At 56.9% G+C, this 19268-nt stretch carries 19 protein-coding genes and 2 pseudogenes; 6 read left to right on the top strand and 15 right to left on the bottom strand.

The features are described from left to right. A pseudogene (locus PVW46_RS15720) lies at nucleotides 1-308 on the bottom strand (response regulator transcription factor); the annotation flags it as partial. Between the two features lie 164 nt (nucleotides 309-472). Between PVW46_RS15720 and PVW46_RS15715 the strand changes: the two are divergent. Together PVW46_RS15715 and PVW46_RS15710 are read left to right on the top strand one after the other, a co-directional pair. Beyond that, nucleotides 473-628: pseudogene (locus tag PVW46_RS15715) on the top strand (Mu transposase domain-containing protein); the annotation flags it as partial. 298 nt (nucleotides 629-926) lie between these two features. Continuing rightward, on the top strand, nucleotides 927-1604 hold the full coding sequence (locus PVW46_RS15710) for a GntR family transcriptional regulator (protein ID WP_043147074.1): 678 nt from the start codon (nucleotides 927-929) through the stop codon (nucleotides 1602-1604). An 18-nt stretch (nucleotides 1605-1622) separates the two neighbouring features. Here the strand turns inward: PVW46_RS15710 and PVW46_RS15705 are convergent, their stop codons facing one another. The 6 genes from PVW46_RS15705 to PVW46_RS15680 form a co-directional block, all read right to left on the bottom strand. Next, nucleotides 1623-2042, bottom strand: coding sequence for a PaaI family thioesterase (locus tag PVW46_RS15705; protein ID WP_274576578.1), 420 nt, complete (start codon nucleotides 2040-2042; stop codon nucleotides 1623-1625). 7 nt (nucleotides 2043-2049) lie between these two features. Next, complete coding sequence (locus tag PVW46_RS15700; RefSeq protein ID WP_069211034.1) at nucleotides 2050-3048, bottom strand: GGGtGRT protein; 999 nt, start codon at nucleotides 3046-3048, stop codon at nucleotides 2050-2052. Continuing rightward, a complete protein-coding gene (locus PVW46_RS15695; RefSeq protein WP_274576576.1) occupies nucleotides 3041-3598 on the bottom strand; it encodes a hypothetical protein in 558 nt (185 codons plus the stop codon). The genes PVW46_RS15700 and PVW46_RS15695 overlap by 8 nt, the downstream gene beginning before the upstream one ends. Nucleotides 3599-3880: 282 nt before the next feature. Continuing rightward, nucleotides 3881-4732, bottom strand: a complete 852-nt coding sequence (locus PVW46_RS15690; RefSeq protein ID WP_069211035.1) for an aldolase/citrate lyase family protein — start codon at nucleotides 4730-4732, stop codon at nucleotides 3881-3883. Further along, the gene (locus tag PVW46_RS15685) at nucleotides 4729-5952 is read right to left on the bottom strand and encodes a CaiB/BaiF CoA transferase family protein (protein ID WP_069211036.1); all 1224 of its coding nucleotides are present in this window, start codon (nucleotides 5950-5952) and stop codon (nucleotides 4729-4731) included. Before PVW46_RS15685 ends, PVW46_RS15690 begins: the two co-directional genes overlap by 4 nt. Before the next feature lie 22 nt (nucleotides 5953-5974). Further along, a complete protein-coding gene (locus PVW46_RS15680) occupies nucleotides 5975-6847 on the bottom strand; it encodes an HTD2 family dehydratase (protein WP_069211037.1) in 873 nt (290 codons plus the stop codon). A 94-nt stretch (nucleotides 6848-6941) separates the two neighbouring features. On the opposite strand from PVW46_RS15680, the gene PVW46_RS15675 reads away from it, so the two are divergent. The 4 genes from PVW46_RS15675 to PVW46_RS15660 all read left to right on the top strand — a co-directional run bounded on the left by PVW46_RS15675 (nucleotide 6942) and on the right by PVW46_RS15660 (nucleotide 10936). Further along, complete coding sequence (locus tag PVW46_RS15675; RefSeq protein ID WP_069211038.1) at nucleotides 6942-7853, top strand: LysR family transcriptional regulator; 912 nt, start codon at nucleotides 6942-6944, stop codon at nucleotides 7851-7853. 69 nt (nucleotides 7854-7922) lie between these two features. Continuing rightward, nucleotides 7923-9551, top strand: a complete 1629-nt coding sequence (locus PVW46_RS15670) for a GMC family oxidoreductase (protein WP_069211039.1) — start codon at nucleotides 7923-7925, stop codon at nucleotides 9549-9551. 8 nt (nucleotides 9552-9559) lie between these two features. Next, nucleotides 9560-10027, top strand: a complete 468-nt coding sequence (locus PVW46_RS15665; RefSeq protein ID WP_139022741.1) for a hypothetical protein — start codon at nucleotides 9560-9562, stop codon at nucleotides 10025-10027. A gap of 30 nt (nucleotides 10028-10057) precedes the next feature. Beyond that, entirely contained in the window at nucleotides 10058-10936 is an 879-nt protein-coding gene (locus PVW46_RS15660; RefSeq protein ID WP_069211040.1) for an N-acyl homoserine lactonase family protein, read from the top strand. Nucleotides 10937-11111: 175 nt separating this feature from the next. Here PVW46_RS15660 and PVW46_RS15655 read toward each other — a convergent pair whose 3' ends face one another. From PVW46_RS15655 to PVW46_RS15620, 8 genes are all read right to left on the bottom strand, one after another. Beyond that, nucleotides 11112-12590 (bottom strand): NAD-dependent succinate-semialdehyde dehydrogenase, encoded by a 1479-nt coding sequence (locus PVW46_RS15655; RefSeq protein WP_069211041.1) that lies wholly within the window; start codon nucleotides 12588-12590, stop codon nucleotides 11112-11114. Nucleotides 12591-12602: 12 nt separating this feature from the next. Continuing rightward, entirely contained in the window at nucleotides 12603-13616 is a 1014-nt protein-coding gene (locus PVW46_RS15650) for an ABC transporter permease (RefSeq protein WP_069211042.1), read from the bottom strand. Nucleotides 13617-13626: 10 nt separating this feature from the next. Next, nucleotides 13627-14598 carry an ABC transporter permease gene (locus PVW46_RS15645; protein ID WP_069211043.1) on the bottom strand — a complete coding sequence of 324 codons (972 nt, stop codon included), beginning with the start codon at nucleotides 14596-14598 and terminating at the stop codon, nucleotides 13627-13629. 16 nt (nucleotides 14599-14614) lie between these two features. Continuing rightward, nucleotides 14615-16153, bottom strand: a complete 1539-nt coding sequence (locus tag PVW46_RS15640) for a sugar ABC transporter ATP-binding protein (protein WP_274576569.1) — start codon at nucleotides 16151-16153, stop codon at nucleotides 14615-14617. A 73-nt stretch (nucleotides 16154-16226) separates the two neighbouring features. Further along, the gene (locus tag PVW46_RS15635) at nucleotides 16227-17372 is read right to left on the bottom strand and encodes an ABC transporter substrate-binding protein (RefSeq protein WP_274576568.1); all 1146 of its coding nucleotides are present in this window, start codon (nucleotides 17370-17372) and stop codon (nucleotides 16227-16229) included. Nucleotides 17373-17401: 29 nt separating this feature from the next. Further along, nucleotides 17402-18277, bottom strand: coding sequence for an alpha/beta fold hydrolase (locus PVW46_RS15630; protein ID WP_043147089.1), 876 nt, complete (start codon nucleotides 18275-18277; stop codon nucleotides 17402-17404). Nucleotides 18278-18281: 4 nt separating this feature from the next. After that, entirely contained in the window at nucleotides 18282-18662 is a 381-nt protein-coding gene (locus tag PVW46_RS15625) for a hypothetical protein (protein WP_043147090.1), read from the bottom strand. A gap of 21 nt (nucleotides 18663-18683) precedes the next feature. Beyond that, a complete protein-coding gene (locus PVW46_RS15620; protein ID WP_190285514.1) occupies nucleotides 18684-19091 on the bottom strand; it encodes a carboxymuconolactone decarboxylase family protein in 408 nt (135 codons plus the stop codon). Nucleotides 19092-19268 lie beyond the last annotated feature (177 nt).

Raw genomic sequence — 19268 nt, 5'->3', positions numbered from 1 at the left:
GGAGCGGCACCAGAGCGTGACAGGTCCAGTTCCAGCATCTGGTATTCCTTGCCGGCAAGGCGGACAGGCTGGTTTGCGACCTCGACCGTCTTGGTATCCAAGTTGATCAAGATCTCGCCTTTCCGGATAATGGACTGCGCGTGCCCTTTCGAGCGCCTCACAATCGCATGAATATGGGCCAGCAGTTCGTCCCTGTGGAAAGGTTTCGTCATGTAGTCATCCGCACCATTTCCAAACCCCTTTAGCTTGGACTGGGTATCCCCTTCACCGGTGACAATCAAAATCGGTGTATCGACTTTCGCGACTTGCGTCACTGGGGCCGAGTGGCGCTGTCGCACGGCCACGAGGTACGCTTGGTGCCAGCGGCGTATGTGAAGCCGTGAACTGCCACGGGTTTGCCGGAGGCTCCAACTCCTGAGCAAGGTGGAGCATCATGAGCAAGACGACGAGTGTTGATTTTCACCCGGAAGTGACCCGGGTATCGCCGACTTGCCTGATCAGCTTCGAGCGCAACCGCTACAGCGTCCCTGTGTCATTCGCGAACCGCCCTGTCAGTCTGCGCGTCTATCCGGACAGGCTGGTGGTTGCCGCCGAAGGACAGATCCTGTGTGAGCATGTGCGGGTGGTCTGTGCCAGCCGATTTCGGTCGATCGCAAAGTAAGTTGAACAAATGCGCGCACGAAACTTGCGTTCGCTGTCTTGCCGCTCTAGCGGCGTGCGTGTTCGTGGCGCTGCCGTGACGAGCTTGTCCTATAATGATTCCTTCCATTCCTGAACAAAAATCGCACCATCAAACCCTGAGATCAAACGCCTGGGGATCTCGCGCCAATGATCAACACACGCACTTGGCGGCACTTTGTATGAACATCTTCTCATCATACAAAACTCAGTGTATAATTCTGTATGGCGAAGAGGAGGCAGCTTAAATGACCGAGATGGATTTCAAAGTTTCCAAGCGTAACTCGACATTGCGTGGACAGGTCGAGGATAAGATTAGGGCGGCGATCCGTGAAGGCCACTTCGTCCCCGGCCAACGCCTGGTCGAACGGGAATTGTGCGAGCTTCTGGATGTCAGCCGTACCTCGGTCCGCGAAGCACTGCGTCATCTCGAGGCCGAAGGATTGATCAACGTTGTTCCCCATAAGGGGCCGACTGTTGCAGTCATGGATAAGCAAGAAGCACAACAACTCTACGAACTTCGGGCTCTTCTGGAAGGCTATGCAGGCGAACAGTTTGCCCTCACTGGTTCCGAAGAGTTGAAAACAAAGCTGGGAGCGGCACTCTCGGAATTCGAGCAGATCGCGGCGTCTGGCACCTCGGGAGAGCTGCTGGAAGCAAAGGCAGGGTTCTACCAACTCCTTCTTGAGGGCTGTGGGAACGTGTTTGTCGGCCAGACGCTTGAGTCGCTTTACAATCGCATCGCTCTTCTTCGGATGACCTCCATGTCGCAACCGGGGCGGCTGGCGCATAGCCTGGAGGAGTTGCGCGGGATCGTTGCTGCCATTCAGTCAGGCGACGGGGTTGCTGCTGGCAATGCATGCAGGCTGCACATTCAGAACGCTGCAAAAGCCGCGCTTAGTGGGATGCCGTCCCAAGCTGCTTGATGTCCCTCCGACGGTGGTTCAGCCTTCGGCACGCCAGTCGATGACAAGCTGCGTTTGCAGGACGATTGCTGCTGCCTTGCCGTCAGGGCGCGAGATCGTTGTTTGCCAAAGACTGGTCGTGCGTCCCGGGTGCAAGCAGACCGCAGTACCTGTTGCGGTCTGGCCCAGCGGGATGGCTCGCAAGAAGTTCGTCTTGCTCTCTATTGTCGTGGTTGTCTTTCCAGGAGGCAGGTTCATGACTGCGCCTGTCCCCCCCAGTGTATCGGCAAGGCTAATAAGCGCTCCGCCGTGTAGCACACCGTTTCGGTTGGCCAGCTTGTCCGTCACCAGCATCTGTCCGACGACCCGTTCAGCGGTGATCTCCAAGAGCTCTATGCCCAGCAATTCCGGAAAAGCCGGCAGAGTGCTGGCTTTCTTGATGCGGTCGTCGAGTTTCACGTAAGCCTCACCGCGCTGCCTGGCATATCGCCACCGCGAGGGACACCGTCGCCCCGACCATCGGATTATTCCCCATGCCCACAAAACCCATCATATCCACATGAGCAGGCACGGAGGACGACCCCGCAAACTGAGCATCCGCATACATGCGGCCAACCGTATCGGTCAGACCATAAGACGCGGGCCCGGCCCCGTTCTCATCAGGGTTCACGGTCCGACCGGTTCCACCGCCCGACGCCACGGCGAAGAAATCGCGGCCGTTTTGGATGCACCAGCGTTTGTAGGTACCGGTTACGGGATGCTGGAAGCGTGACATGTTCGTGGCGTTGCCGGTAATCGACACATCGACCTGGTTGTGAATCATGATTGCCACGCCTTCTTCAACCTCATCAGCACCGAAGCAAAGGATCTCGGCGCGCGGGCCTTGGGTAAAGCGCTTCTCGCCCAGAATGTTGAGTTCCCGCTTCGCGTGGTCCCATTCGGTATGGACGTAAGTAAAACCATTGATCCGCGAAATGATGTACCCCGCGTCTTTCCCAAGACCGTTCAGGATGACCTGAAGCCGCGTTTTGCGCACACGGTTGGCAGAATTCGCGATTCCAATAGCCCCCTCAGCCGCAGCAAAGGATTCATGACCGGCCACGAAGGCAAAGCAACGGGTCTTTTCCGACAGCAACCGCGCGGCAAGGCTACCGTGCCCAATGCCAATCTTGCGGTGATCGGCTACAGAGCCGGGAACGCAGAAAGCTTGCAGTCCTTCGCCAATAGTTTCGGCGATTTCTGCGGCGTCTGTTACGCCTCGGGAGACCGCAATCGCGCCGCCAAGGACATAAGCCCAGCATGCGTTCTCAAAGCAGATGGGCTGAATCTTGCGAACAAGCTCCACCGTGTTGATGTTGCAATCCTTCAGAAGCTCGTCGGCGTCCTGGAGGGTAGACAAACCGCTTGCTGCCAATGCTGCCTGCACAGAGTCACGGCGGCGTTCAAATCCCTCGATCTCAGCCATTGCAAGTGACGCCTTTCTCGGTGATCTGGTCGGAATGCTGTGAACTGCGGCGCGGATCGATGAACCTTGTCGCCTCTTCAAATCGGCCATAGGTTCCAATAGCTGCAGCCAAGGCCTTATCCGCCGAGGCTCCTGCAGCGATTTCCGACATCATCTTGCCAACGTTGACAAATTCGTAGCCGATGACTTCGTCGTTCTCGTCCAAGCCCATCCGCAGAACGTGGCCTTCGGTGGTATCGAGATAGCGAACACCCTGCTCTGACGTGCCGTACGACGTTCCGACTTGGCTGCACGCGCCGGAGCCAAGATCTTCCCAAGCCGCACCAACCGGAAGTCCGCCGTCAGAAAACGAACTTTGCGATCTGCCATAACTCAATTGCAGGAAGAGTTCTCGCATGGCCTTGTTGATGGCGTCACACACGAGATCTGTATTCAATGCTTCGGTCAGCGTTTTGTTCGGCAGAATTTCTGCCGCCATTGCAGCGGCGTGTGTCATTCCGGAACAACCGATATTCTCGATCAGGGCTTCGTTGATGATACCCTTCTTCACATTCAGTGTCAGCTTACAGGCCCCCATGTGAGGCGCGCAGGTGCCGCATCCGTGGGTCAAACCGCTGATTTGAGATGCATGCCTGACTTCGGTCCATTGCCCCTCTTGAGGTAAGGGGGATGGCCCATGATTTGGCCCTTGGCGCACAATGCACGAGTAGGTCGGTTCCGGAGTGTTTCCGTCCACGGCGATGTTCCCCCTTGTCGAGTCGCTCTCTATGATTGTCATACAATAATATTGAAACTCAGTAAAGCGACTCGATTATGTACCTTTTCGGGCGCATCATCGCCGTTCGGCTGCGCTTGCGAGTATGCGACGGGCGCGACGGGCCATTGCTTCATCAACCATGCGCCCCTTGAAGACGCCGACCCCTTCGCGCGCCAAGGCTACGATTGTCTCGGCGTCTTCGATTTCTGCGGATGTAGGAGATAGGGCCTCATTGATGAGGTCGATCTGGCGCGGATGAATGGCCGCCTTTGCAGAGTAGCCCAGGTCCATGGAACGACTAAGTTCCTGACGGTGTCCTGCCTCATCATTGAGGATAAAGTACGGGGAATCCAGTGCGACGATACCTGCTCCAGCCGCCGCTGCCGCGATACGTGACCGTGCATAGGCGAGGCCATTCCAGTTCACTGATATCCCAAGATCGGAGGCCATATCGGCGGCGCCGATCATCAGGGCAAACATTCGCGTATTGCATTTGGCAAGTGCCTCGCACTTGATCAGGCCTGCGACCGACTCGACCAACGCAACCAGTCGGGCTGTCTTCACGTGACGGGTAAACAGACGATCCAGCATTTGCATCTGCCCGACCGATTCAGCCTTGGGCAGGATGACAAAATCAGGTTGCGCAGCCGTATCCAACAGATCGGCAAGATCCGCCAGTCCTTCCCGACTGTCGAGGCTGTTGATTCTCAGAGCTCGCAGAACCGGCTGTGGAAGTGGTTTGGAGAGCCAGGCCATGGCATCGTTGCGTGCCATATCCTTTTGATCGGCGGCGACCGCGTCTTCAAGATCGACTATGATCACATCCGCGCCGCAATCGACAGCGGAAGCCAACCGCCCCGGGCGATTTCCGGGGGTGAACAGCCAAGAGCGGACCCGTGGCGGATCTTGCGTTTGGACCGCCGTCATTTGACGCCTTCCCCACAAAGCTCCGCGATATCCGCTTCCGACACACCGAGTTCGCGCAGCACTTTGGCGGTATGCTCGCCCAGGGCCGGTACCGCATCCATGCGAGGCGCAACGCCATCCAACTGGGCCGGTGGCAACAACGCAGGGATCGGGCCCACCGGTGACTCGACTTCGGTCCAGCGATTGCGGGCTTCAAGTTGCGGATGCGACCAGACATCAGCCATGTCGCGGACAGTTGCGTTTGCGATCCCTGCAGCGTCCAGCTTCGCCACAACGCCCTCTGCGGTGTCATCAGAAAAGGCCGCTTCGATTTCTGCCGTCAGAGCCAGCCTGTTTTGGACGCGCTGAACATTCGAGTTGAAGCGGGGGTCCGCGACAAGATGCTCACGCTGCAGGACTTTCTGGCAAAAGGTCGCCCATTCGCGTTCATTTTGCAGGCCGAACATGACGCTGCGTCCGTCGCCACAGCCGAATAGGCCATAGGGGAAGATCGTTGCATGGCTAGCCCCTGTGCGAGGGGGTGGCGGGGCGCCCTTGTAGGCATAGTACAGCGGATAGCTCATCCATTCCGCCAAAGACTCCAACATCGACAGATCGATATGGCTACCCTTACCGGTCTTTTCGCGCAAAAGCAGTGCCGAGAGGATCCCAGAATACGCGTACATCCCGGCGCAGATATCAGCCAAAGAGATCGAGGCTTTCACCCGCTCTTCGGGCGTACCCGTAACCGACAGGAAGCCTGCCTCGCTTTGGATCAACAAATCGTATGCTTTCCGGTCCCTATGTGGCCCCGACGCGCCGTAGCCGGAGATGTCGCAGATGATCAGGCGAGGGCATTTTTCACGCAGTGCCCCTTCTGACAATCCAAGGCGCGCAGCTGCACCAGGCGCAAGATTCTGAACCAGCACATCAGCGTTCTGAACCAGATCAAGCAACAGCTTGCCCGCCTTCGGGTTCTTGACGTCCAATGCCACGCTTTCCTTGGACCGATTGGTCCAGACAAAGTGGGAGGCAAGGCCATCAACCCGTTTGTCGTAGCCGCGGGCAAAGTCACCGCTGCCAGGCCGTTCAACTTTAATGACACGGGCGCCCAGGTCGGCAAGCTGACGCGTCGCAAACGGGGCTGCGATGGCATGTTCAAGGGAGACGACTGTGATGCCATCCAGCGGCCGCACTGCTCCGGGCCGCGCCTCAAGGGCAGCCAAAATCTGTTCATTCATGATGTAGTCCTGACTTTGCTGTTCAGCGGTTGCGCATGCGGGCGCGAGCTTCGATGGCAACGTTGCCCGCAGAGGTTTCGACCCACAGGATCAGCTCATCGGGATCGGCCTCATTCGGTTTTCCGCAGACGCGAAACGGCGCGATGTCGAACACTGGCGCAACTGCCTTGAACGAAAATTCAAGCATGTCCTGTTCTGGCCGACTGACCCTCGCAAGCTCGGCAAGAAGCGTGGCCATCAATGGTCCATGCACGATCAGGCCCGGATACCCTTCGACTTCGGTCACGTAGCGACGGTCATAGTGGATCCGGTGGCCGTTGAAGGTGAGCGCAGAGTAGCGAAACAAGAGAACATCATCCGGAACAATGGTCTTCGTCCACACCGGATCAGCCGGAGGGGCAACGGGCGCCGGAGCCGGGGCATTCGGCTGCGGCATGTCGCGATAGACGATGTCATGCTCTTCCGTAAGGGCAAGTCCCCCTGGCCCAAAGATTTCGTGACGCACAAGTACGAAGACCAGATTGCCCGTTCGGCCTGATTTTTCAGTGACATTTTCAATGGTCGACACACGCCGCACGTCGTCACCGGCACGCAGGGGAGTGTTGAACTTGAAGCGCCCGCCAGCCCACATCCGGCGCGGCAGTGGCACAGGAGGCAGAAACCCACCACGCTGCGCATGACCATCCGGACCTACTTCGGACTGGCGATAGAGCGGCAAGAAATAGATCCAATGCCAAAGGGGGGGGAGTGCCGTCCCATCCTTCGGAAGATCGGAAGGCATATCCAAGGTCGCAGACAGCGCGGCCATCGGAAACGCCGTGATGCGATCTTCACGTGTTTCCGTGCAGCCGATCCAATCTTTCAAATGATTTTGTGACATGTCCATGGCTTTCATCCCTCCGGTATGACGTTCGCATAGACAGCATCCAGTTCTCAGACCATGCTTTTGTTTCGATAGCAGCCTTCTTAAAACGCGAAGGAACGACGCCATGCGCTTTGACATAACCGACTTGCGCCTGTTCATTCAGGTCGCAGAAGCAGGCAGCATCACCGCAGGTGCGGAGCGCAGCAACATCGCTCTCAGCGCTGCAAGCGCCCGGATCTCCGGAATGGAGGCAGAACTTGGCGTACCCCTTCTGGAGCGCCAACGTATTGGGGTCAGGGTGACTGAAGCAGGGCACGCCCTCTTGCATCATGCCCGCACCATCGACCGCCAATTCGCGCGAATGAAAGGCGAGTTGGATGAATTTGCATTTGGCCTTAAAGGGCACGTCAGGTTGTTTACCAACACCAATGCAGAGACGGGGATGCTGCCCGATATTCTGGCCGCGTTCCTGTTAGATCACCCGGCCGTCAACATCGACCTGCAAGAGCATCTCAGCGAGGAGATCATTCAGGCGTTGCTGGAAGGCATTGCCGATATTGGCGTCCTTGCAACGGGGACGATCCCCGAGGGCCTGGAGTCTTTCTCAATCGGCTCGGACAGACTGGTCCTGATTTGTACGCCGTCACACGCCTTGGCCGGGCGTGGTTCTATCGAATTTTCTGAAGTGTTGGACCAGGACTTCATCGGTCTCCACGAAGAAGCGGCGATGCAAGCTTTTTTGGCAGAAACTGCAGCTCACTTGGGACGCCGTATGCGCTTCCGGATGCGTCTTCGCGGCTTTGACGGTGTCTGTCGCATGGTTGAAAGGGGGATTGGAGTAGCAATTGTGCCTCTATCCTCAGCCGATTTCTTTCGCAGGTTCCTCAGACTGGCAGTAGTTCCCCTCGCGGACTCTTGGGCAGAAAGGCACCTGAAGATTTGCTGCAAAGACGCGGCCGAACTGCCACCACAGGGCCGTAAGTTGGTTCAATTCCTGGCACTGCGGGCGACGACGGATACCCAGCCAACTCACTAAAAATCCACTTGTATGACAATATTATTGTGCTAGCTTTCTCCCTGCCTTGGAAGAGATGGGGGGGGAGAGATGTCCAATTCTGGAAGCGCGGATACGTTTGATTACGTAATCGTGGGGGCTGGAACGGCCGGTTGTGTACTTGCAAATCGGCTCAGTGCAGCCGGACATTCCGTCTGCATTTTGGAGGCCGGGCCGAGAGACTGGAACCCGATGATCCATATCCCGGCGGGCTACATCAAAAACTTGTATTCCAAGACGCTGACATGGAATTTTATGTCAGAGCCAGGCCCCGGGGTTGGTGGCCGCAGCTTTTCCTTGCCCCAAGGCCGGGTCCTCGGCGGGTCAAGCTCGATCAACGGTTTGAACTACGTCCGAGGTCAAGCCATCGATTACGACAACTGGGCGGCTGCCGGGAACCCGGGCTGGTCTTATGCGGATGTGCTGCCCTATTTCAAACGGTCGGAAACGAAGATCGGCACGGGTGATCCCAAATATCGCGGGAAGTCAGGTGAGCTTCCAATTACCGATCTGGATTGGCACCACCCCGTCAGCGATGCCCTGATCGCCGCCGCCGAAGCGATTGGCATCCCGAAAAACCCCGACCACAATGGGGCCTCTCAAGAAGGAGCGGGCTTCTTTCAGCGCACCATGAAGAATGGCTGGCGCTTCAGTTCCGCCAAGGCATTTCTCTACACAGCCCGCAAACGCAAGAACGTCTCGGTTCGCACCAATGCCCACACTAGCCGCATCCTGTTTGACGGTCTGAAAGCCGTTGGTGTCGAGTATATCAAGGGCGGAAAAGGCGGAGCGACTATTCAGGTTAAGGCACGCTGCGAAGTCATCTTGTCGGCAGGAGCTTTGAACTCGCCAAAGATCTTGCAACTTTCGGGGATCGGTCCGGCAGACTTGCTGAAGCGTCACGGAATCCCTTTGCTGCACGATCTGCCCGGAGTGGGTCGCAACCTGCGCGATCACTATGCGGTCCGCATGGTGTCCCGGGTCGCGGGCATCCGCACCATCAACGAGATGGTGCAGGGTCCCGCACTTCTGGTGCAGATCCTGCGGTGGCTGGTCGGATTGCCAAGCCCGCTGGCGATCAGCCCGTCGGTGGTTCATATATTTGCGAAATCGGATCCGGCGCTGGATCGGCCCGACCTTGAATTCGCCTGTGCGCCTGCCAGTTTCCGCGAAGGCGTGGTGGGCCTACTGGACAAGCAACCAGGTCTGACGCTTGGCGTCTGGCAAGAACGGCCAGAAAGTCTGGGCTATACTGAAATCCGCAGCCGCGATCCCTTTGAACGCCCGATCATCCAGCCGAACTATTTGACCCACCCGGAGGATGTCGAAGCTCTGCTGGGCGGGATTCGTCTTGCCCGACAACTTTTCCGTGCAGGTCCGCTGCAAAAGTATGTGGTGGACGAGACGTCGCCGGCAAAATCGCTGGAAACCGACGATGAACTTCTGGATTTTGCACGACAGAAGGGCACGACTGTTTACCACATGATCGGGACGGCGCGCATGGGCCCGGCCGAAGACCCGGACTCTGTGGTGAACCATAAGCTGCAGGTTCATGGACTGCAAAATCTGCGGGTGATCGACGCTTCGATCATGCCAAGCATGCCTTCGGCCAACACCAACGCGACAACCTACATGATCGCGGAAAAAGGGTCCGACATGATCTTGGCCGACAAGGTTTGAGCTCAGGCATGCCCGATCCCCAAACCCTATTCCCAGAGAACGACCGACTACGGGTTTACACCGATGCAATGGTGCCGTGCTTTGAGAGGACGCAGGAAAGCGCCGCACGCCTGGCGGGCCTGCTTGTCGAAGCCGAACTGGTAGGACGCAAGAGCCGGTTTGACAATGAATCGCTTCACCTCGGCCTGAAGGCGCGGGATGAGGCCGTCTGCCTGCTGGCGAGCGTCGATGTCAGCAAGGCCGATGCCCACTTCCATCACCATGCCTCGCTTGCCCTGGAACGGCTTTGCCAAGCATGGGCTGCTTTGGAAGATCGCCGCCAAGGCTTGGTTGCTGCCCTCGACCCCTTGCCGATGCTGCAAGCCGCTTGGCGAGAGATGCAGGCCGCATCGCGCATCTTGCCAGGCTTTGACACCGTCGATTTTCGCAATTCCTGCTGCGCGATGCACCACCAAATTGCGGCGTCCCCGCACTAACCAATCCTGCGCGATATCAAGGAGGAGAAAATGTCGGCTTACTCGATTTGGATTCTGGAATACGCCAACGTTCCAGATGCACCGACCAGTTCGCTGGTCTATGGTCAACACAATGTCGGCGTCGAGAAACTACCCTACGCCTACACACTTCTGCGCGGGAACGGGATGAACATTCTGCTTGATTGCGGGATGAACGCCGCGTCGCATGGGATGGAATTCGTGAAGCGCTATAACGTCTCGGACTGGATCAGTCCGACGCAGGTTTTGGCGGAAGTTGGCCTGACTCCCGAAGATATCACCCACTGCATCCTGACCCACGCGCATTTCGATCACATGGGCGGGTTGGAGCTGTTTCCGAATGCAAAATTCTACATCCAGCAGCACGAATTGGAATCCTGGGTTTCAGCAATGGCGATGGAGCGCCGTTTCCGCTGGTTGATGCGGGCCACCGACACGGGCGATATGATCTACGCGGTCCAGCTCGCTCGCGAAGGTCGGATGATCGGTGTTCCAGGGGATGTGGACAACCTCTTGCCTGGCATCGATGTGCGGCTCGCCAAGGATACGCATACAGCCGGATCGCAATACGTGGTAATCCGAAACGATCAGCGCGCAGAGAGTGAAGATGTCTACATCTATACTGGCGACTTGATATACCGGCATGAAAACCTGCATGGCGGCCAACCCGATGATCCGGAGTATCTGCCGGTGGGCTACGCTTTGGGAAGCCAGACGAACCTTGTGATGGCCAGTGACGAGGTGATGAAAGGTGTGGGCCACGACATTCGCCGTGTTCTGATACCACACGAAGGCAAGATGACCACGCTTTACCCGTCTCGGGTCTCGAAGAGCGGGCACTACATCGTTGAAGTGGCTCTGAGAAAAGACGACACATCTCGCGTGGCCTGAAGCCGGTCGCGGGTCACGTTGGAAGGGGCGCATCACTGTGCCCCTTTTTGCTGGACACGTCTGTGTCAAACCAGCGGACGAATGGGGCCACTTCCAAAGAAAAACCCGGTCCGCAACGATGTGCGGACCGGGCTCTACTCTGCCAAGTGGCCAGGACAGGGAGTGTCAGGTCGCGTTACGCGATGCCGCCAAGACAGAGGTATTTGATCGACAGGAAGTCATCGAGGCCGTACTTTGATCCCTCGCGGCCAAAACCGGACTGTTTGACCCCGCCGAAAGGCGCGACCTCGGTCGAAATCAGCCCTGTGTTGATCCCGACCATGCCGTATTCCAAAGCTTCGGCGACTTTCCAAACTTGGGTGAGGTCATTGGCATAGAAGTAGGAGGCCAGACCAAACTCGGTATCATTGGCAAGCTTGATGACCTCTTCGGCGGTCTCGAATTTGAACACCGGGGCCAGGGGCGCAAAGGTCTCTTCACGCGCGACTTTCATGTCAGCGGTCACATCCTTCAAGACGGTCGGCTGAACGAATGTGCCGCCAAGAGAATGCGGTTCAGCCCCCGTGACAATCGAAGCACCTTTGGACAAGGCGTCCGCGACGTGGTCATCAAGCTTTGTCTTGGCGTCTTCGCTGATGAGCGGCCCCAGCACGGTTCCGTCCTCGAAACCATCGCCAACCTTCATCGAAGCGACGGCAGCACCAAGCTTTTCGACGAACCGGTCATAGATACCCGCTTGGGCATAGATCCGGTTCGCGCAGACGCAGGTTTGTCCGTTGTTGCGGAACTTCGAAACCAGTGCCCCTTGAACGGCTGCGTCCAAATCGGCGTCATCAAACACAATAAACGGTGCGTTGCCGCCCAGTTCCAGGCTGAGTTTGAGGATCTTCTTTGCGCCCTGTGCCATCAGAATGCGCCCGACCTCTGTCGATCCGGTAAAGGTCAGTTTTTTGATGATCGGATTGGAACACACCTCCTCGCCGAACGCGCGCGACTGCGAGGTTGGAAGCACACTCAGCAACCCCTTGGGCAGCCCTGCGCGTTCAGCCAAAGTGGCAAGCGCCAGAGCAGAGAGCGGGGTTTCAGCAGCAGGTTTGAAGACCATCGAACAGCCAGCAGCCAGTGCTGGCGCAAACTTGCGAGCAACCATCGCTGACGGGAAGTTCCAAGGCGTAATGGCCGCCACGACACCCACAGGCTGTTTCAGAACGATGATCCGTTTGTCACGATCGTGGCCAGGGATGGTATCACCATAGATCCGTTTGGCCTCTTCGCCGAACCACTCGATATAGCCTGCACCATAGGCGATCTCGCCGCGGGCCTCTGAAATCGGCTTGCCCATTTCAGAGGTCAGAATGATGGCCAGATCTTCCTGGTTGGCCATTGCGAGATCGTACCAGCGGCGCATGATCTCCGCGCGCTCCTTGCCGGTTGCTTCGGCCCAGAGCTTCTGTGCAGCATCTGCAGCTGTAATCGCCGCGCGGATCTCATCCAGCGACATGTCCGCAACTTCGGCCAGAACCTCGCCGTTTGAGGGATTGCGAACCGTGATCCGTTCGCCAGACTTGGCATCGACCCAATCACCCGCCAACAAAGCTTGTTCACGCACAAGGCTTGGGTCCGAGAGACGATTCAGAAGTGTAGAAGCGATCATTCGACCGACCTTTCAGATTTGATTTCGGATATGCGGGGCGCGAGCGTAAATCGCCACCATGGGGATAATCAGCGCGCCAATGACGGCTTGTTGAGACGCGAAGCTGAGGCCAAGGCCAACCAATAGTGATGTCAGCACGGTCAGCACGAGCACGCCCAGGACTGTGGCACCGTAGCCCCCGGCCCCACCCAAAAGCGACGTTCCACCGATAACCACTGCAGCAACGGTGGTGAAAAGATAAGGATCGCCCACCCCTACGAAACCGCCGCCCGAAAAGCCGAGAAGGAGCATTCCTGCGACAGCCGACATGGCACCAGAGATGGCGTGAACTGTCACCCAGGTCTTCAATTCCGAAATTCGCAGACGCTGTGCGGCCGTCCGGCTTCCACCAAGCGCGTAAATGCCAAGCCCGAACCAAGTGTTGCGCATGATCCAGACCATGATGGCGGCAATGATGGCCCAGATGAACACGACCGGCGGCATGGCGATGCCGAAGGTCTTGCCGTTAAAAGCTGCAAGATTGCGCAGCCAGTCCGGAATTTTTGCGAACACGGTCCCGCCGAAATCAGATCCGATCGACGTATAAATCTGCGTCGCCCCAACGGTTGCAAAGCCGATGGCCAGCGACATGATCAGCGCTTGGCCTTGAAGCCGGAAACTCAGGGTTCCGTTCAAGCTGCCAACCAAAGCACCTAGCGCAATGACGACCAAGATCGCGACGGTAGGGGGGAGCCCAGACAGCAGCAGGCTTGGCAGTAGGATATTCGCCGACCCGATCACGAACGGGATCGAGAGGTCAAGCGCACCCAACAGCGCACAGAGGGTTTGCCCAAGGGAGGCGATACCAAGGAACGCGGCAAGAAGCAGAATTGACCTGAGGTTCTGAACTGAGATGAAGCCCGGAACGAGCAGACCGCCCAAAAGGACCAGAAGAACCAGCAGACCCGAGCCGATCAATATGGATCGGTCCAACGGTAGTTTGAGTTTGGAAGTTTGATGCGCGCTTTGCGAGTTTGTCATGGTCATGTCAGCCTCTTCAAGCCTTGGAGTTGGGTTGGGTGGCGAAGACGTTGATCAGGAGCGATATCGCCAGAATAGCGCCGTAGGCCAGCGAGGTGATGAACCCCGAGAGGGAGCCAAAGTTGAAGGATCCGAGCAAATACGAGATCAGGAACATATTCAGGGCACCAAGAACCGCCCCCGTCGCTCCGCCTCGGCCGCCCGCCAGGCTTGCACCGCCAAGAACAAGTGCCGTCACTGCTTGCAGCGTGTAGGTTGAACCTTGAGTAGGATCACCCGACGAAATCAGTGCAGTGTAGCTGAGCGCTGCAAATCCGGCGAACACCCCACCGAGTGCGTAGGCCAAAAACCGGATCAGATCGACGCGGACCCCTGCCGTGTAGGCCATTCGCTCATCGGCCCCGACAAGACGCAGTTGGCGATGAAAGCCCGTCCGTGTCACAAGGCCCCACAAGCACAATGCAGCAATAACCAGCCATAGGATCGGCGAGAAGATTTGCGGTTCTCCACCGCCAGCCCAGCTGTACATCCAGTCGGGGGCGACCCCACCCGGTCGGCTCATCACCATGAGATTGACCCCCGTCAGGATCAGATAGCCAGACAGAGCGACAATGATCGGTGAAATCCGCACATAGATCACGATCAAAGCTTGGATACCTTGATAGGCTGCTCCAGCAATCATAGCCCAAAGGCAGAAGAGGATAGGATTGGTGATCCCGTTCCCCGACAACCAAGCAATCAAGGTGACATTCAGAAAACCAATCAGCGGCCCGACAGACAGGTCAACTGCGCCCCGACCCGCCATGACAATGGGTGTCAGGCTCAGCGTAGCGAGGATCAGCGGTGCCGAGACGAGAATAGCGTTCGCAATCCCGGAGACGCTGTAAAGCCGAGGTGCCTGAATGGCGGCAACCAACAGAAGTACAACGAAAAGGACCGTCGGAACTGTCAGAGACCCAAGACCGCGCAACTTGTTTAAAATGTTCATATTTGCGTTCCTCGGTTCAAGCGATTTCGACATGAGTGCCAAGCGGCTGACCAAACATGGCTGCCAGCATGGCTTCTTCCTCGATCATTGCGCCCTCTAGCGAGCGGAAGATCGATCCATTGACAAAGACATCGACGCGATGCGCGAAGCCCAGGAACTCTTCGATTTCGGAAGACAGGTAGACAACTGAGCCACCGCTTTGAGCAAAGGCTTGCAACTCTCGATAGAGATCGCGCTTGGTTCCCAGATCGACACCCCGTGCTGGATCGTTCAAGACGATCACACGCGGTTCATCGGCAAAGGCTCGGGAAATCAGTACCTTTTGCTGGTTGCCACCAGATAGGGACGTAATGCGGTTGCTTATGGGACCGGTCTTGATCTTCAGCCTGTCGACTTCCTTTTTAAAAAGCTGATGACCGAGGCGCCTGTCGACTTTGCCCATAAATCCCAGCTTGCGACGATAGATCCCCATCGCGAAGTTCTCGAAGATGCTGCGCTGCGGGAAGATGCCTTCCCGTTTTCTGTCCCCGGATACCCAGGAGACATGTAGGTCATAGGCGTCGTCGAGTCCGGAAATCGGCTTCGGTTGCTCAGCCTGATCAAGGCATATGACTTGACCCGATGCCGGTGCGGCGATGCCTGCCAAGATCCGCGCGAACTGGTCTTGTCCTTGGCCGTCAAGACCAGCAAGGCCAACGATCATCCCAGGCTGCAACTCGAAGTCAAAAGGGGCAGTGTCCGAGGACACGCAAAGCTGGCGCGCCGTGATGATGGGAGGAGCAGTTTCAAAACTTGGATCACTGAAAGCGACCGGCGCAGCCGCCAGGGTCCGGCCCGCCTGTGTCATCAGTTCCAGCAGCCGCGCCTCGGAGATCTCGTGCTTCTCAAGCACCCCAACGGCCGTGCCGTCGCGCAGGATCGTGGCGCGATCTGCAATGCGTACGAGTTCGGCAATACGGTGCGTCACGATCAGAACCGTGCAGCCTTGATCGCGTAGACGTTCAATCTCGGCATGCAGCCGGTTCGTTGCGCCAAGATCCAGAGCAGCTGAAGACTCGTCGAGAATCAAAACTTTGGGCTGACGCAAAATTGCGCGGGCGATCACGATCCACTGTTTGATGTTTAGTGGCAATGTCCCGACATTCGCACGAAGGTCAATCGGATGGCCAACGCAGCGACGTAGAATTTCGTCCGCTTCACGGACCTTTTCAGCGTAGCTCTTCCCGTTCGACAGCAGCCCGTCTGAACCGACATACAGGTTGTCGATGACGTTGGCTTCATCCGCAACGAGGACTTCCTGAAAGATGGTAGCGATACCGCGTTCGCGCGCATCAATTGGAGACGTTACTGGACTGCCGAATACCTCGACGGTGCCCGTGTCATGCATGAGAACTCCGGAGAGGGTCTTCGCCAGAGTGCTTTTCCCGCTGCCGTTCTCTCCGACGATGGCATGTACCTCGCCCGGGTAGGCATCAAAATTGCAGTCCGTCAGAGCACGAGTTTCACCAAACCGCTTGGACAACCCGCGAACTTGAATAGATGTGGGGCTCGTCATGATTTTTCCTTCCGCCCGGGTCGGTAGAGAGGATCCCGGTCGTATTGACCGGGATCCATCGTTCAAAGAAGCATCACTTCGGATTGTTGAAGTATTGCTTTGCGATGTCGTCAGGCCACCACTGATCGGCAGTCGGTTGGATCCAGTCGGTCGAGTTCAGATCGCAATCCTCGGGAAGGGCAGCGTTCACGTCCTCGATCGTGTACGGCAGAACCGGACGAAGCATGGTCTGAATCTTCGGACCTTCGCCGCCCAGCGTGCGCAGCATCACGTCCCAAGCCTGACCCATTTCACGCGCCGGCGGCCAGATATGGAACGACTGCGAGATCCAATCCGGGTTCTTGCGCCAGTAGCAGGCTGCCGAAGCTTCGCCGCCCAAGGTGATCGGGACCATGTCACGGCCCGATTGCAGCATCGCGTTCAGAACGCCATTCTCTTGCGCGGACTGGGTCAAGATGCCGTCCACTTGCCGTGGGTTGGTCGCAAGGAACTTCTGCAGTTCCGTTTGAGCGACCTGATCCGTCCATTTGCCGGCGATTTCACCGATAATCGAAATCTCCGGGTATTCTTCCAGGGCCTTCTTGGCACCCAGATCGAAGCTGTCAGAAGATGCAAAGCCGGGGATACCCGAGACGAGCACAACGTTGCCCTTGCCGCCCATTTCTTCGGCCAGCCATTTGCCCATGTCGTAGCCGCCTTGCATGTGGTTCGCAGCCACGTTGATGGCGTAGGGCGAGGTCACATAGCCAGAGAACGAGAAAACCGGCACGCCTTTGGAGTGGGCGTATTCGATCGTCGGGTTCAGAGCCGTCACGTTCGAGCAACAGATGATGATAGCATCGACGCCGTCATCCACCATTTGGCGCATCTGCTGGATCTGCACTGCATCTTTCAGATCGGATTGCGTCACAACGACTTCCGAAACAAGGCCCGCTTCTTTTGCCGCCGGCAAAAGATTATCCATGATTTCTTTCAGAGACGATGCGCGCCAGGTATTGCCGGCATAGGACGAAGCATAGCCAATCTTCCAAGGCGGCGGATTCTTGGCAGCAAAATCGGCTAGTGGCGACGAGCCCAGCGGAATTTGAGGATCGACCATCTCGTAATGTGGCCGCTCACCAGCGGGTAGATCAGAGATGCCTTCAGCAAAGGCTGTACCACCAGCAATTGATAAGATGCCAACAGAGGCAAACGTTTTCAGAACGTTAGAATAGTTCATTTCTTAGTTCCTCCCATTGATACTTTTGATCAGGATTTCGCCTGTATTTCTTCCAGGATTGGCAGAAGATATTCACGAAACTTCGTGTAGTCCTCGGTAACGGGGAAGTGGCCGAGTTTCTCCATTGCCCAGTATTTCGCGCCGGGGACCTGGTCTGCGAGTTCCTGAGTGTCGCTAGGAGCCGTATTTGGATCGTATTCACCAGTCAGCATGTAGAGCATGCATTTGTCGGTATCGATCGCGCGCGCTTCCTCTTCGGACATGTTGTGATCGTAATAATAATAGTACAGATCACCGGCGAAAACTCCGGGTCCGCCGCAACTATATTCCCACTGGATTTCGCGAACGTTTTCTTCAGGGGCATAGGGTGAAATGTTCAGCATCATCGCCGCACCGACAGAGGTCCGGTTTACGTTGGGATTGTCAAATTCCTTACGGATACCTTCCATACCCACGTTGACGTATTCTTCTGCTGAACGAAGCGCACCTTCAACAGCGATCGTCGCGCGATAATTGTCCGGGAAGTTCGAGGCAAGGTCACATGCCAAGTGCCCACCCATCGAACATCCCATATAGACGGGCCGGTCGAGCCCAAGCGCCTCGGAAAGCGCGTTCGGGAACGCCATCATCCGAGCCTTGGTCATATTGTATTCCTGCTCCCACCAACGAACACCGTAGGGCGGAAGTGACTTCCCGTGGTAAGGGAGATCGAAGGCAATCACTCGATAGTTCTTGGTGACCTCTTCATCGCACAACATGTGACGGTACTGTCGCCCGTCCGAACCAGCAGTATGCCCGACTATGATCGGAATGCCTTCGCCCGCTTCCTCATAGTAGACGCGGTATTCGATGCCTTCGACAGTCAAATAGACGTAGCGGCCAGTGATTGGATCGTGTTTTGTCATACTCTTAGGCCTTCCCGTGCTTGACGTTGCGGAGCAGTGTGGTCATGCGATTCAGGGCAGGAAGATAAGCGAAGGTCTCATTCGCCACATTGATCTTCATTCCATGCTTGACGGCTGCCGACTGGATGCACTGGTAAAAGGGCCGTGGTTTCAATTCGAGCAAGGCCCCCCATTGCCCATCAGTCCCACCGACAATGATGTTGGCTTCAGAATCCGGAACTTCGGTACCATCTGTGATGCCGGCAAGCGCGCCATTTGCAAAGCTCAGCGCCCAGGATTCATCACCAAAATCCAGTCGAATAACGCCTGTCAGGTAGCGGGTTTCTCGCGTGAACTCGAAATCTGCACGTGCAGCTTCAAGAAACGCATTTTGATCAATTTTCATAGGTTCCTCCCTTGGTATTGCTCAATCAGAGATTTCGTCCAGCACCTGCTGGGCACTACGGAAGCTGTCGATGGCTGCGGGAACGCCGCAATAGATGGCCACCTGCAGGAATATCTCTGTGATCTCTTCCTTGGTGAGGCCATTGTTCAGCGCACCGCGAACATGTGTGCGCAGTTCATGCTGCCGGTTCAGGGCAGAAATCATTCCAAGGTTCAGGATCGAACGGTCCCGGCGCGACAGGCCCGGACGGTTCCAGATCTCATCCCAGCAGTATTCAGTCACAAGTTGCTGCATGGGCCAGCTAAAGTCGGTCGCCTTGTCAAGCGATGCATCGACATAGGTGTCACCCAGTACCTCGCGGCGTGTCTTCAGGCCGCGTTCAAACGCCTCACTGCGTTCACGCGCTCCGCCATCTTTTGTAATCGTCATTGAGTAGATCCTTTCGTTTTAGTGCCCGCAAGGAAGCGGATTACACAGACGATTTTGCGAGAAACTCATAGATGCGGGTGTGGTCAGCGCCGTTTCCGATCGCTTCTGCCGCCTCATTCCAAACAGTCGATGTTTGTTTCAGTCCGGAATGGACCTGTCACGCTCTGGTGCCGCTCC

This window comes from Mameliella sp. AT18 (genome assembly GCF_028807275.1).
Classification (GTDB): Bacteria; Pseudomonadota; Alphaproteobacteria; order Rhodobacterales; family Rhodobacteraceae; genus Antarctobacter; species Antarctobacter albus.
Note: the sequence above shows the minus strand (reverse complement) of the source record. Positions and strands in the feature narration are given on the sequence as shown.